The organism is Streptomyces adustus (assembly GCF_009377175.1).
Lineage (GTDB): Bacteria > Actinomycetota > Actinomycetes > Streptomycetales > Streptomycetaceae > Streptomyces > Streptomyces adustus.
In genome coordinates this window covers 1-13,816 of record NZ_VJZD01000240.1, presented here as the reverse complement: position 1 = coordinate 13,816, position 13,816 = coordinate 1, and the positions used below count along the sequence as shown (strand labels likewise).

Genomic DNA, 13,816 nt, shown 5'->3' with positions numbered 1-13,816 from the left:
GGGTACGGCTGTTCCGGCCGGCGCTGGGGCAGCGGGGCGTACGGGCCGCCGGAGTGCTGCGCGGCCTGCGCCGTGGCGTAGACCGGCGCGGACGGGGTGTGGGAGGCGACGACCGTCGAGCGGGCGTCGGCCTCGCGCCGGTCCGGGAACACCCACGCGCGGAAGAGCAGGAAGCGCAGCACGGTCGCCGCGAGGTTCGCGGCGATCAGCACCGCGAGTTCGGTGGAGTGCGCCGGGTCGGACGTCGCCGCGCCCAGGGCGGCCAGCGAACCGCTGGTCAGCGCGAGGCCGATGCCGAAGACGACCAGGCCCTGCGCCTGGTGCCGGACGGCGCCGCCGCGGCCGCGCACCCCGAAGGTCAGGCGCCGGTTGGCGGCGGTGTTGGCGATCGCCGAGACCAGCAGCGCGAGCGCGTTGGCGGTCTGCGAGCCGCCGAAGGTGCGGAAGGCGCTGTAGAGCAGCAGGTAGAACAGGGTCGACAGACCGCCGACGACACAGAACCCGACGAGCTGGCGGGCCAGTCCCTTGGGCACGTCCTCGATGTCGCGGTCGCGCGGGTCGTCGCCGAACGGCCGGGTCAGCCGGTCCAGCGGGAGCGAACCGGTGGCCAGGGCCTTGCCCACCCGCCACACGCCCTTGAGGTCGTCGGTCGCCGTCTTCACGATGTGCACCGTGGAGTCGGGGTCGTCGACCCAGTCGACGGGCACCTCGTGGATCCGCAGCCCGGCGCGCTCGGCGAGCACCAGCATCTCGGTGTCGAAGAACCAGCCGGTGTCCTCCACCAGCGGCAGCAGCACCTGGGCGACATCGCGGCGGATCGCCTTGAAACCGCACTGCGCGTCCGAGAAGCGGGCCTGGAGCGAACCGCGCAGGATCAGGTTGTACGAGCGGCTGATGAACTCGCGCTTGGCGCCGCGCACCACCCGCGAGCTGCGGGCCAGCCGCGATCCGATCGCGAGGTCCGAGTGGCCCGAGATCAGCGGGGCCACCAGCGGCAGCAGGGCGTTGAGGTCGGTGGACAGGTCCACGTCCATGTAGGCGAGGATCGGCGCGTCCGAGGCCGACCAGACGGTCCGCAGCGCCCGGCCGCGGCCCTTCTGCTCAAGCCGGAAGGCCTTCACCTCCGGAAGCTGCGCCGCCAGCCGCGAGGACACCTGCGGGGTCGTGTCCGTCGACGCGTTGTCCGCGATGGTGATGCGGAACGGGTACGGGAACGTGCGCTTGAGGTGTTCGTGCAGTCTGACGACGCACGGCTGGAGGTCCTTCTCCTCGTTGTAGACGGGGATCACTACGTCCAGGACCGGCGTACCGGCGGCCGCGGCCGGGAGGTGTTCCCGCGCCGGCAGGTTGCCGGGAGAAGAATCGGTTCGCATGACAACGACTGTTGTCAAGCGCCCTGTTGCACCCATGTGCTGGCACTGTGCTGAACCTGTGAGTCGAGTTGCCAGTTCGTTTCGGGCGCGGGGTGCGGGACGGCGGGGCCGAGAGCGGGCAGATGCACGGTGAACACCGTCCGGCCGGGCACGCTGTCGACGGTCACGGCACCGCCGTGCGCGGTCGCCACGGCCTGCACGATGGCCAGGCCCAGACCGGTCGACCCGGTGGCGCGGGAACGCGCCGAGTCGCCTCGCGCGAATCGTTCGAAGACGTGCGGGAGCAGGTCCGGCGGGATGCCCTGGCCGTTGTCCTGGACGTCCACGCACAGCCACGGCCCGCGCCGCTGCACGCGTGCGGTGACGGTCGTGCCGGGCGGGGTGTGGGTGCGCGCGTTCGCCAGCAGGTTGACCAGCACCTGTTGCAGCCGGGCCGCGTCCGCGGACACCAGCGCGGGCTCGTCGGGCAGCTCCAGCCGCCAGACGTGGTCCCGGCCGGCCGCGCGGGCGTCGCTGATGGTGTCGACCACGAGCGGTACGAGGTCGGTCTGCTCGAACTGGAGCGGCCGGCCCGCGTCCAGGCGGGCGAGCAGCAGCAGGTCCTCGACCAGCAGCGTCATCCGGCCCGCCTCGGACTCGATGCGGTGCAGCGCGTGCCGGGTGTCGGGCCCGACCTGCTCGCGTCCGCGCCGGGTCAGCTCGGCGTACCCGCGGATGGAGGCCAGCGGGGTGCGCAGCTCGTGGCTGGCGTCCGCGACGAACTGTCGTACCCGCATCTCGCTCTGCTGACGGGCGTGCAGGGCGCCGTGCACATGGTTCAGCATCCGGTTCAGCGCGGCGCCGACCTGCCCGACCTCGGTGTGCGGATCGGTCTCGGACTCGGCGACCCGCTCGCTGAGGTTGACCTCGCCGGTGTGCAGGGGGAGTTCGGAGACCCTGGTGGCGGTCGCGGCGACCTTGCGCAGCGGGCGGGTGGCCACGCCGACGAGGACGTAACCGGCGATGGCCGCGGCGAAGAGACCGGCGGCGGTGATGCTCACCTCGACCAGGATGAGGGTGTTGATGGTGTTGCTGACGTCGGTGGTCGGCAGCGCGACGTAGAACGTGTCGCCGTCCCTGCTGCTGTACTCGACGCGGTACTCCCCGAGCCCCGGGATGTCCACGGAGTGTGCCCGGCCGTCCCTGGGCGCCTTGGCCAGGGCGGCCTTCTGCGCCTCGGTGAGACCGACGGCACTCATCTCCCTGAAGATGCCGTTGCTGTCGTTCTTCTGCTTGGAGATGACCGCGGTGGTGATCGTGCCGTTCTTCACGTAGGCCGCTATGGTCTCGGGCTGCGTGGGTACCTGCTTGGCGAAGTTCTTGACCTTGTCGCTTCCGGAGAGGTCGAAGTCCGAGGCCCCGGCCGGACCCGTCGGGCCGCCGGGATCCTTGTCGCCCGTCGGCATGCGCCCGCCCACCACCCGCATGGTGGTGTCGTGCAGCTTGCCGTCCAGTTGCTCGTACAGGTGCGAGCGCAGCGCCAGGGTCGTCACCGTGCCGATCACGGTGCACACCACGGCGATGAGCGCCACCGCCGAGACCACCAGCCGCGACCGCAGGGTCCGCGGGGTGCGCTGCCTCTTCTGCTTCTGTCGCTGTCTCTGCCTGCTCATCGCGCTGCCTTCACCGAAGCGTCCGCAAGGGTCTCGGGGTCGTTGCGCCTGGGCTCACGACCGGATGGAGCCGGGGCTCACGACCGGATGGAGGAGCGACCGGGGGACGCTCCTCCATGACACGACGGCGGGCACGAAGACCTACGGCCCACCGGTCACCGGACCTCAGCCGGCCGGTTTGATCAGGTACCCGGCACCGCGCCGGGTGTGGATCATCGGTTCCCGGCCGGCGTCGATCTTGCGCCGCAGGTACGAGATGTACAGCTCGACCACGTTGGCCTGGCCGCCGAAGTCGTACGACCACACCCGGTCCAGGATCTGTGCCTTGCTGAGCACCCGGCGGGGGTTGCGCATGAGGAAGCGCAGCAGCTCGAACTCGGTGGCGGTCAGGTGGATGTTGTCCCCGGCCCGCGACACCTCGTGGCTGTCCTCGTCGAGGGTGAGATCGCCGACGACGAGCACGGAGTCCGAGCGCCGGTCGGCGGCGCCGGAGCGGCGGATCAGTCCGCGCAGCCGCGCCACCACCTCCTCCAGGCTGAACGGCTTGGTGACGTAGTCGTCGCCCCCGGCGGTGAGCCCAGCGATCCGGTCCTCGACCGCGTCCTTGGCGGTGAGGAACAGCACCGGCACGTCGGGCAGTTCACGGCGCAGCCGGCCCAGGACGGTCAGCCCGTCCATGTCGGGCAGCATCATGTCCAGGACCACCGCGTCCGGCCGGAACTCGCGGGCGGTCTGGATCGCGCCCGTCCCGTCACCCGCGCTGCGGATCTGCCAGCCCTCGTATCGCAGGGCCATGGACAGCAGTTCGGTGATCGACAACTCGTCGTCCACCACAAGCACGCGGACGGGGCTCCCGTCCGGCCTCAGCAGTTCGGTGCGCCCCTGGGGCGAGGTCGTGGTCATGGTGGACACCTTGTCCGGGTCCTCTGAGAGCACGCTTTCACTAATCTGTGATTTCCCTAAGAAACTCACAGGAGCCTCTCAGGGAAGACTTGGGTGATTCCTTGCCGGACACCCAACTCCGCACCCGCACCGACCACTTCGCCGCGACCCGGTCAGAAGAGGCCGTCCTGCACACCCGGCTCCCGCCGGAATCTGCGCACGGGCACGGTGAGTTCGGGCACGGAACCCTCCGCCGGGAGGAGCTCCCACCCGGTCATCAGCCGGGTGTCGAGCACCACCGCCTCACCGCCGTCGGCCGTGCTCGTCAGATGCAGATCGGGTCCGGCCGCGGCCACCAGCTCCCCGCGCACCACGCCCCCGGCGACCAGTTCCCGCACCGCCGCACCGGCGGCGGGCGGCCCGGTGAGCCCGAAGACGCGGACATGGTCGACGGGGCGGAAGGGCTCGGGCGTCAGCGACTCGGGCCACCCTTCGAGAGCCACCGCCCGCGCGTGCAGCGCCGCGATCTCGGCCGCCCGCCCGTCCTGCGTGCCGGGCAGCTCGGACCGCACCGCGCGCTTGTCGGCGTACGGGATCCGGTCGGGCACCCGGAGCGCGGCGCGCAGCAGTTCCTCGGCCCGCCGCGCGGCCATCAACGGTCCGGCGCCGAGCCAGCTGAAACAGACCGCGCCCTGCTCCAGCAGTCGGGCCGGCCCCCGTTCCAGGGCCGTGATGCCGACCTTGACCATGCCGGGCCCGAACCACGCCAGGTACACGTGGTACGGCCGCGGGTCGTCCGCGACGGTGTCGGCGGCCACGGAGTGCGCCCGGTCCATCCGCGCGCACTCCTCGCAGCGGGCCCCCGTACTGCGGCCCGACACGACCGTCCGCGCCGCGCACGGATGCCCGCGCGCCCCGACACACGTGCGTACGCCCCCGTCCACGACGCGGAAGGCGACCTGCTTCCCCCACGACAGCGCACTGCACCGTCCGCCGTCCCATCGCAGCACGGGACCGTCCGCCGACCACCGCAGTCCCGAGCACTTCCATGCCTGTGCCATCACCTTCGAGCGTAGGCGCAGCCACTGACAGCGTCCGGGCCGCCGCCCCGGTCTCAGCCGCCGTCGCGGGCTCCGCCCCGGTGGTCGAAGTCCGCCCAGGCCTGCCGCTGGATCTCCTCGGGGTCGGCGAGGAGCTCGTCCAGGGACTCCGGCGGTCCCGGCGGGGGTGCGAGCGCCCGGAGGAGGGTGTCGTAGAGGTACGCGCACGCCTCCGCCTCGGTGGCGAAACGCTCCATCACGCTGTCCCGGGAACGCTGGCGCAGTCCTACGGTCCAGGCGTCGGCCGCGCGCTCCAGGAAGTAGTAGGCGTCCGGCTGGACGGACACCTCGTGGACGCCCGGGATGTCGTAGAACGCGTCCGGGACGCCCGCCTCGCGAAGCCTTCCGGCGAGGTCCGCACGGTCCATCGGGTCCGTCCCCTCGTCTGCCCCGGGTGGCCGCCGACCGGACGGGTCCGGGGCCGGCCCGTGGGGGATGTCATCGGCGCACGTTCACTTCTTCCAGTTTCTTCGCTTCGATGAGCTTGGGGATCGTCACGTCCGACACGTACTGGAGGCCGAGACCGGGCTGCCCGAACCAGGGCCTGATCGGGCCCGCGTGGACCTCGAACGGATCGACGACCCGGTAGAGGTGGTAGCTGAACGGATAGGCCGCGACATAGGTGTCGAGATTGCTCGGCGGGATCGCGCGCTTGGCGTACGGCGTGCCCGCGGGGGCGAGGAAGTTGCCGAACCCGCTCCCGAAGATGTCGACCAGCTGGCCCTTGCGGAGCGTCGTCGGATGCTCGACGGGCTTGCCGTTCCTCAGTACGAAGCCGTTGTTGTCCGGGTACCACCAGCCGGACTTCCCGGTCTGCGGATCCGTCTGCCAGTAGCACCCGAGGAACCAGTAGGAAGAGACGTGGTCCGTGCGGCGGTAACCCCTCAGCATCTGGCCGAGCGCACCCGTCCGCGGCAGCACCGTCGGCCCCAGCCGCCAGTCGTCGCGGAAGTACGGCCCGAACTGCGTGGTGGGTGCGGAGTTGGTCCCGCGGCTGCGGTGCTCGGTCGGGCAGTGGGTCCCGGTCCCCACGCGGGCGGTGTCCGCGTAGGCCGTGGCCGGCGAGATGCCGATCAGCAGGAGGAGCGACGCGATGGCGCTCCCCAGGAAGGCGCGCAGTACGCGCATCCGGTGTCCCTTCTCTTCCGGCGCCGGCCAGGCGCCGCCCGGGGGCGGGCGGCCGGTAGTGGTGACCGGCCGCCCGCCTCGTCGTGTGACGGGACCCAGTTGACGCGCGCCGAGGGCACGAAGGGCGCAGGCCCGGCGGTCGGTCACCCGGACAGATGAAAGGACAACCCCGATCAGCCGAAGACCACCCCCGTCCCACCCGCGCGACACCCACCCCGCGGACGCCCGGCCTTCGGCACTTCGACGCAAAAGACCAGAGGCCCTGTGGAGTGATCCACAGGGCCTCTGGGTTGATGTGCACTCGGCAGGATTCGAACCTGCAACCTTCTGATCCGTAGTCAGATGCTCTATCCGTTAAGCTACGAGTGCTTGTCTTTTGTTGTTTCTGCCTTCGCTCCCGGCCCTTCCGGCCCGCTCGCGGCGACAGGAAGAACATTACATGACTGCCGCCGACATGTGAAATCCGTTAGCCACACCCCTTGTGACCTGCGAAAACGTCTTTCGGGGCGATCGCGCGGCCACAGAGGGAAAACGACGAAGCCCCGGTCCAGTGGACCGGGGCTTCGTCTTCGCGCGGAGGCGGAGGGATTTGAACCCTCGATGGGCTTTAAGGCCCAAACCGCATTAGCAGTGCGGCGCCATAGACCGGACTAGGCGACGCCTCCAGCACAACCGCTCACGCGAGCGCGAGTGGTGCGTGCAGATGATGACACAGACGACGGCCGCGTCACCAATCGGCCTCCACGGTACTAGGCGGGGAGGCCGTAGGGCAAAGGCTTACCCCCGGTGCGGCGAACGCGCAACGCGGCACGTCGTACGGCGTTAGACAGGTCATGTCACAGGTCACCTCCGGCCCGCGCCGCCGGCTCGCCGTCACCGCCTCCCTCGCCACCGCCTGCCTCGCCGCGGTCGGCTCGCTGTCCGCCGCGCCCACGGCCGCCTATGCCGGGAGCGCCCCGGCCGCGGTCGGGGGCGCCCGGTTCATGCCGCCGCCCGCGCGGGACGAGGACCGGGCGGGCACCGACCGCCTCACCGTCACCGTCCGCGGCGCGGGCGGCGACGCGGACGGGACGTACGAACTGCGCTGTCATCCGGACGGCGGCACTCATCCGGACCCGCAGGGCGCCTGTCCGGCCGTGGAGCGCAACACCCGCTGGGGCGTCGAGACCTTCGCACCCGTGCCCGAGAACAGCGTCTGCACCATGCAGTACGGCGGCCCGGCCACCGCCCGGGTCACCGGGACCTGGGCCGGCCGACCCGTCGACGCGATGTTCGATCGCGGCGACGGATGCCGGATCGCCCGCTGGGACCGGTTCGTACCGTTGCTTCCCGACCTGCGGCGATAGCGGCCCCGAGGGAGGTCGGGGGCGGGGCAGGTCCCGCACAGGGGCCTCCCGGCGGAGGCGACGGACCCGTGGAGGTCCCGCGCGGTCGGGGCGGCCGATCCCGCCCTCCGTGTCACTTGGTCGTGCGAGCTCCCTCTCATCCGGGGCCGCGGGAGCGATCCGAGCCCTTAGAATCCCTCGCGTGACACGTCGCGGGCAGGTTGGCAAGATGGTCCGGGCGGTCGGCAAGGTGCAGTAACAGAAGGGAAGCGTCTCGTGAGCAGCAGGCCATCCCGAGGCGCTGCTCGCCTCGCAGCCATACTGGATGCACTGCCCGATGCGTTGGTACTGGTCAACGCCAACGGCACGGTCGTCAACGCGAACACCATCGCCCTGGAGGCCTTCGAGTCGCCGGGCACCGCCCTCGTCGGGCGTGGGCTGCTCGATCTGCTGCCGCAGTTCGACTCCAAGCTGATTCCGGGCTCCATGCGGCGGCCCGACCACATGGACCCGGCCGGGCGGACCAAGCCGACCCGCATGATCGCCCGGCGGACGGACGGCGTCGAGTTCCCCGTCGAGGTGACCAGCGCCAACCTGGAGAACGGCCAGCAGGCCTACGACGGCCAGGGCTACACCGGCGACGAGCTGCTGATGCTCGTCGTACGCGATCTGTCCGGCACCGTCGACACCGAGGCCGAGCTGGCCCGCTCGCAGCGGCAGACCGAGATGATCCTGCGCGCCGCGTCCGAGGGCGTGGTGGGCACGGACACCGACGGACGGATCGTCCTCGTCAACCCGGCCGCCGCCCAGATCCTCGGCTACCGGGCCAGCGACCTCGGCGGCAAGAAGCTGCACGACCTCGTGCTGCACTCGCGCGCCGACGGCTCGCACTTCGCGTACGACGAGTCGCCGCTCGCCGACACCCTGCGTTCCGGGCGCAAGCACCGGGTGCGCGGGCAGGTGCTGTGGTCCAAGACCGACGACAAGGTCTCGGTCGACCTGACCACGGCGCCGGTGCGCGACGGCGACCAGCTCGTCGGCGCGGTGATGACCTTCAACGACCGGCGGCAGTACGACCTGCTCGCCGACGAGAAGGAGGCCTCCGACAAGGAGCACGCCGAGGAGCTGGAGCGGCTCTCCGAGGAACACGCCTCCGACCTGACCGCCCTGCGCCAGAAGCACGTCGCCGAGCTGGAGGAGCTGGCCGAGCGGCACGAGGAGGAGCTCGCGGCGGGCGAGGACCGGTACGCCGCGCTCGGCGAGCGGGAGAAGGACCGCTACGAGGCGCTCGCCGCCCGGCACGACCAGCTGCTCACCCTGCTGGGCCGGTCGCTGCGCGGACCGCTTGACGAGCTGCGCCGGGAGCTGGCCGCGCTCGCCGCGGACGACGCCGGGCAGCTGTGGCCCGAGGCCAACCAGGTGCTCCACCATCTGTCGGCGGGCTACTCGCGTATCACCACCCTCATCGACAACGTCCTCGGCTACCAGCTGCTCGACGCCGGCACCCAGGCCGTCAACCGCACGAACGTCATGCTCGACGCCGTCGTCACCGCCGGTGTCGACGGGGCCGTCGAGCTGATCGGGCCCGGCCGGGTGCAGTTCGCCGTGCACGCGCCGCCCATCGAGGCCGAGGTCGACGCGCGGCTGCTGGCGACCGCGCTCGCGCATCTCGTCGCGGACGTCGCGGGTGTCGACGCCACCGGCAACGCGCCGGTGTCGGCGGGCGGTTACATGGACAACACCGTCGTCGTGGCGGCGGCGCAGCGCGGTGAGGTCGTACGGATCGAGGTGCGCGGCCCGTACGCCGGGGGAGACCCGGTGCACGAGCCGATCGTGCGCGGGATCGTGCGCGCCCACGGCGGTGTGCTCCAGACGCACGAGGTGCCGGGCATGAGCGGCAGCGCGTACGTCCTGGAGGTGCCGCTCGGGGGCGGGGCGGGGACGGTGCCCTCCCAGGCGCTGGAGCTCGCCCCGGCGCCGGCCTCCTATGCCGTGGAAGGCCCGGCCGGGCCGACGTCCTACGCCTTGGAGGCCCCGGCCGGTGACGGCCTCGGCAACGACGGCGACGGGTCCGTCCAGGGCTCCGGGGGCGGGCGCGGGCGACGGGCCCGCCGGTCCTCCGTGGACGCCTTCCTGGAGAGCGAGGTGCCGGGCGAGTCCGGTGCCGGCGACGCGGAGGCCGGGTCGCCGACCGGACGCAGGCGCAGGCGGGCGGCGGCCGCCGCCGAGGAGCCGGTGGCCGCGGCCGTCGACGCCGGGGAGGTCTCGGGCGGGACGGGACGGCGGCGCGGACGGCCCGCCGAGATCGCGCCCGCGGGCCAGGGCGCGGCCGAGGGTGCCGTCGTCATGGCCGGTGAGAACGCCGCGGGGACCGCTGCCTCGGGCACCGGACTGGGCGGGACGGTTCCGCCGCAGGGTGTACCCGTCGGCGAGACCGTTCCGCCGCAGGGCGTGCCCGCGCCCGCCGGACGGCGTGCCCGGCGCGGCACCGACGAACAGCACGCGCTGCCGCCCGCCCTGCCCGCGGCCGTCGTCCCGGACCACGAGGACGACACGGACGGCGACGGGGAGCCCAGCGGACGGCGCCGCCGTGCCCTGGCCGCCGCGGCGGAACGCGCCGCCCAGCAGGAGGCCGCCCCGCGTGCGGTCTTCGCGCTCCCGCCCGCCGAGGCGGACCGCTCCGCCGACGAGGCGGGGCCGGTACCGGCGCTCGCCCCGGCGCCCGTGCCGTCGCCGGGCCCCCTGCCGCTTCCCTCGGGGCCGGTCGCCCCGGGTGACGCGTCCCTCGACCACGGCCGGCCCGACGCCGCGCCCCACGACCACGCCGAGGACCACACCCCGCCTCAGCCGCACCCCACGACCGCGCCGACCGGCCGCCGCCGTCGGGCCGTCGGCCAGTCGGCGGAGGCGGCCGCGGTGCCGGGCGGGGCGCAGTTGGTCCCGCAGGTCCCCCAGCAGGCGGCTCCGCCGCAGTCGGCCGCCCCGCGGCCGGTTCCGGCGCAGGGCGTTCCCGCCCAGCCGCTCCCCGCGGAGGCTGCCTCCGGCCGGCCCTCGCCGGCCGCAGGTGCCCCCGCGCCCCAGATCCCGGCCCAGATCCCGGCCCAGGTTCCGGCCGCCCCGCAGCCCATGGCGTCCGCCACCCCGGCGACCGGCACCCCGCTGCCGCCCGAGAGCGCGCCCGTGCAGCCGCGCGCGGCACAGCCGTTGCCGGCCGAGGCCGCGCAGCCTGCGGCGCCCGTGGACCCCAACTCCACCCAGGGGCGCGCGATCAGCGTGCGAACGCTGGGCCAGGGCGTGCCGTTCACCCGGCAGGCCGCGCAGGTGCAGCAGCCGTCGTCGTCCGCCACGCCGCCCCCGCACGGGCCGAACGCCTCCGGCCGGCGCCGCAAGCTGGGCACCCCGCCCGACCCGGCCGCGCGTCCGGAGCAGACCGCCCGGCCGCACCCGGGCGCCGAGGCGCCCGCCGCGACCCGGGCGGCCGCGCCGCAGGCTCCCGCGCCCAAGGCCGCCGCACCGCAGCCCGCGGTCGCGCAGCCGTCGCTCGCGGGACAGTCCCGGCTCGCGCCGAACACCGAGGGCGCCGGCCGGTCGTACGCCATAGGAGCACCGGACGAGAACGCCGCCGAAGGGCCCGAGCCGCTGGACGGTCCGGGCGGGGCGGTGGAGATCGCGGACATGCCGCGGCCGCAGCCGATGGACGACGAACTGCCGCCGGAGCCGCTGGACAACCCGCGTCGGCTGCTCGTCTGGCCGGCCCCGGACGCCGCCACCCAGCAGGCGCTGAGCGACCGCGGCTACCGGCCCGTGATCGTGAACTCGCGCGAGGAGGTGGACGCGCAGATCGCCGCGTTCCCCGCCGCGCTGTTCGTCGACCCGCTGACCGGACCGATCACGCGTACGGCCCTCCAGTCGCTGCGCCAGGCGGCCGTGGCCGCCGAGGTGCCGGTGCTGGTCACGGCGGGACTCGGGCAGGCGACGCGCGAGGAGGCGTACGGCGCCGATCCCGCCGTACTGCTGAAGGCGCTCGCGCCCCGGGACAGTGAGCAGCACCCGCCGCGCGTCCTGCTCGTCGAGGAGCACGCGGAGATCGCGCTGGCGCTGACCTCCACGCTGGAGCGGCGCGGGATGCAGGTCGCGCGGGCGGCGAGCGACGCGGACGCGGTGGCCCTGGCGGGGCACTTCCGGCCGAACCTGGTCGTGATGGACCTGCTCCAGGTGCACCGGCGCCAGGCCGGGATCGTGGACTGGCTGCGGTCGAACGGGCAGCTCAACCGCACCCCGCTCGTGGTCTACACGGCCGCCGTGGGCCAGGCCGACCTGCCGCGCCTCGCGTCGGGCGAGACGGTGCTGTTCCTCGCGGAGCGGTCCACCAGCGACGAGGTGCAGGGCCGGATCGTGGACCTGCTCGCCCGCATCGGCACCAACTAGGGGACGGCCCGCACGCCGGGCTCCCCCGGCGGCACGGGCCGTCAGATCGCAGGCTCCCCCGGCGGGCGGGCCGTCAGGTCGCGGGCTCGTCCGGGCGGCGGGTGGTCAGCCGGCGGCCCGCCTCCTTGATCGACTCCCGCAGCCGGTCCCGGTCGGTCTCGCCGGGGCCCACCAGGACACGGCTCATCTGCGGTACGACGGTGGCCCAGTTGGCCAGCGCCACCAGCAGGAACAGCAGGTCGCGGGCCGGGATCGCGTCGCTGACGACGCCCCGGTCCTGGCCGTCCTGAAGGGCGGCGACCTTGCGGGCGTAGTGCTCCTGGCGTTCGGTCTCGTCGGGCAGCTCGGTCGTGCCGTACTCCAGTCCCTCCCAGAAGAGCAGGCGCAACAGTTCGGGGTGGGCGGCGTGATAGTCCATCAGGCGGTCGAGCCAGCCCTCGATGTCGTCCGCGTCGACCGGGACCGCAACCGCGAGATCGAGCATGCACTTGCCGAGGACCTGGGAGAACAGCTCCGCCTTGTTGCCGAAGTAGGCATAGATCAACTGCTTGTTGGCCTTGGCGTCGGCCGCGATGCGGTCGATCCGGGCACCCGCGATGCCGTAGCGGGCGAATTCGGCGACCGCCGCCTCGAAGATACGGGCCTTGGTGGCCTCGGGGTCCCTTGCTGCCATGGGGACAGGGTAGCCCCACCAGGTAACCAACCGTTTGGTTGACAGTGTGGACGGACAGGGGGCAGACTCGGCTCATTCCAACCAACCAGTTGGTTACGGAAGGACCCCGTCGCTCATGCCGTCAGCCGCCGCACGCGAGATCCGGGCCCCTGCCGCCCGGACGGCCGAACCCGTCGACTCACCCCTGCTGCTGCCCCTCATCGCCGTCTGCACCGCCGCGACGGCCGCCAACATCTACCTCGCCGCCCCGCTGCTCCCTCTCATCGCCCACACCTTCGGCACCCGGCCCTCGGCGGTGGCCTGGATCGCCTCCGTCGCGCAGCTGGGCTACGCCACGGGACTGCTGTTCTTCGCCCCGATCGGCGACAGCGTGGACCGGCGCCGGCTGGTCGCCGCCCTGTCCGTGGTCACCACGGCGGCCCTCACGGTGGCCGCGACGGCGACCGGCACCGCCGCGCTCGCCGCCGCCGTCTTCGTCGCCTGCGCCGCCACCGTCGTCCCGCAACTGCTGGTCCCGCTGGTCGCCCAGCGCGCCCCCGCCGACCGCCGCGCCCGGCATGTCGCCGCGGTGATCGCCGGCCTGTTCACCGGCATCGTCGCCGCCCGGGTGCTGGGCGGGCTCGCCGGGCAGGCCTATGGCTGGCGCTGGGTGTTCGCGGGCTCCGGCGCGCTGACCCTCGTCCTGGGCCTGGCCACCGCCCTGGTGCTGCCCGCGCAACGCCGCCGCCGCACCGGACCGCTCCTCGCCGAGCTCACGGCCCTGCCGGGGCTGGTGCGCGAGTCGCCCGACCTGTGGCGCGCCTGCCTGCGCCAGGCCGGGATGTTCGGCGCGTGGAGCGCCCTGTGGACGTCGCTCGCGCTGCTGCTGACGGGGAAGTCCTACGGCCTGTCGACAGCGACCGCCGGCCTGTTCGGTCTCTTCGGCCTGGCGGCCGCCGCGGTGGCACCGCTCGCGGGCGGTCTGGTCGACCGCTTCGGCGCCGCCCGGGTCGTACGCTCCGCCTATCTGCTGGCCGCGCTGTCGGTGCCGCTGTTCTGGCTGGGCGGGCAGGTGATCGGGGCGCTGTTCGTAGCGGCGGTCCTGATCCACATCGCCCTGGTGGCCTCGCACGTCGCCAACCAGACCCTGGCTCTGACCACCACCACGTCCCCCGCCGCCGCCAACACCGCCTATGTCGTGGCCGGTTTCGCCGGCGGCGCCCTCGCCTCGGTACTGGCCGGCACGGCGTACGGCCGCGGGGGCTGGGGCGGGGTG

At 73.2% G+C, this 13,816-nt stretch carries 10 protein-coding genes and 2 tRNA genes; 3 read left to right on the top strand and 9 right to left on the bottom strand.

Annotation, left to right across the window (positions count from 1 at the left end; all coding sequences use genetic code 11):
• The 8 genes from FNH09_RS37295 to FNH09_RS37260 form a co-directional block, all read right to left on the bottom strand.
• A partial coding sequence (locus tag FNH09_RS37295) for a bifunctional glycosyltransferase family 2/GtrA family protein (protein WP_152894312.1) occupies positions 1-1,373 on the bottom strand: 1,373 nt, incomplete at its 3' end.
• Positions 1,374-1,387: 14 nt separating this feature from the next.
• A complete protein-coding gene (locus FNH09_RS37290) occupies positions 1,388-3,025 on the bottom strand; it encodes a sensor histidine kinase (protein WP_152894311.1) in 1,638 nt (545 codons plus the stop codon).
• Positions 3,026-3,190: 165 nt separating this feature from the next.
• Complete coding sequence (locus FNH09_RS37285; protein ID WP_152894310.1) at positions 3,191-3,928, bottom strand: response regulator transcription factor; 738 nt, start codon at positions 3,926-3,928, stop codon at positions 3,191-3,193.
• A 152-nt stretch (positions 3,929-4,080) separates the two neighbouring features.
• On the bottom strand, positions 4,081-4,968 hold the full coding sequence (locus tag FNH09_RS37280) for a DUF2797 domain-containing protein (RefSeq protein WP_152894309.1): 888 nt from the start codon (positions 4,966-4,968) through the stop codon (positions 4,081-4,083).
• 53 nt (positions 4,969-5,021) lie between these two features.
• The gene (locus tag FNH09_RS37275; RefSeq protein WP_152894308.1) at positions 5,022-5,375 is read right to left on the bottom strand and encodes a hypothetical protein; all 354 of its coding nucleotides are present in this window, start codon (positions 5,373-5,375) and stop codon (positions 5,022-5,024) included.
• Positions 5,376-5,445: 70 nt separating this feature from the next.
• Positions 5,446-6,135 carry a TNT domain-containing protein gene (locus tag FNH09_RS37270; protein WP_152894307.1) on the bottom strand — a complete coding sequence of 230 codons (690 nt, stop codon included), beginning with the start codon at positions 6,133-6,135 and terminating at the stop codon, positions 5,446-5,448.
• A gap of 296 nt (positions 6,136-6,431) precedes the next feature.
• A tRNA-Arg gene (locus FNH09_RS37265) sits at positions 6,432-6,504 on the bottom strand.
• Between the two features lie 205 nt (positions 6,505-6,709).
• Positions 6,710-6,800, bottom strand: a tRNA-Ser gene (locus FNH09_RS37260).
• Positions 6,801-6,968: 168 nt separating this feature from the next.
• Here FNH09_RS37260 and FNH09_RS37255 point away from each other — a divergent pair.
• Together FNH09_RS37255 and FNH09_RS37250 are read left to right on the top strand one after the other, a co-directional pair.
• Positions 6,969-7,481, top strand: coding sequence for an SSI family serine proteinase inhibitor (locus FNH09_RS37255; protein ID WP_152894306.1), 513 nt, complete (start codon positions 6,969-6,971; stop codon positions 7,479-7,481).
• 255 nt (positions 7,482-7,736) lie between these two features.
• Positions 7,737-11,888 carry a PAS domain-containing protein gene (locus tag FNH09_RS37250; protein WP_162469686.1) on the top strand — a complete coding sequence of 1,384 codons (4,152 nt, stop codon included), beginning with the start codon at positions 7,737-7,739 and terminating at the stop codon, positions 11,886-11,888.
• 73 nt (positions 11,889-11,961) lie between these two features.
• Here FNH09_RS37250 and FNH09_RS37245 read toward each other — a convergent pair whose 3' ends face one another.
• On the bottom strand, positions 11,962-12,561 hold the full coding sequence (locus FNH09_RS37245; protein ID WP_152894305.1) for a TetR/AcrR family transcriptional regulator: 600 nt from the start codon (positions 12,559-12,561) through the stop codon (positions 11,962-11,964).
• A gap of 115 nt (positions 12,562-12,676) precedes the next feature.
• Here FNH09_RS37245 and FNH09_RS37240 point away from each other — a divergent pair.
• A partial coding sequence (locus FNH09_RS37240; protein ID WP_152894304.1) for an MFS transporter occupies positions 12,677-13,816 on the top strand: 1,140 nt, incomplete at its 3' end.

Excerpts from the sequence above, each read along its gene's own strand:
- FNH09_RS37245 (WP_152894305.1), bottom strand. The coding sequence starts at position 12,561 with ATGGCAGCAAGGGACCCCGAGGCCACCAAGGCCCGTATCTTCGAGGCG.
- FNH09_RS37275 (WP_152894308.1), bottom strand. The coding sequence starts at position 5,375 with ATGGACCGTGCGGACCTCGCCGGAAGGCTTCGCGAGGCGGGCGTCCCG.
- FNH09_RS37290 (WP_152894311.1), bottom strand. The coding sequence starts at position 3,025 with ATGAGCAGGCAGAGACAGCGACAGAAGCAGAAGAGGCAGCGCACCCCG.
- FNH09_RS37255 (WP_152894306.1), top strand. The coding sequence starts at position 6,969 with ATGTCACAGGTCACCTCCGGCCCGCGCCGCCGGCTCGCCGTCACCGCC.
- FNH09_RS37280 (WP_152894309.1), bottom strand. The coding sequence starts at position 4,968 with ATGGCACAGGCATGGAAGTGCTCGGGACTGCGGTGGTCGGCGGACGGT.
- FNH09_RS37285 (WP_152894310.1), bottom strand. The coding sequence starts at position 3,928 with ATGACCACGACCTCGCCCCAGGGGCGCACCGAACTGCTGAGGCCGGAC.
- FNH09_RS37270 (WP_152894307.1), bottom strand. The coding sequence starts at position 6,135 with ATGCGCGTACTGCGCGCCTTCCTGGGGAGCGCCATCGCGTCGCTCCTC.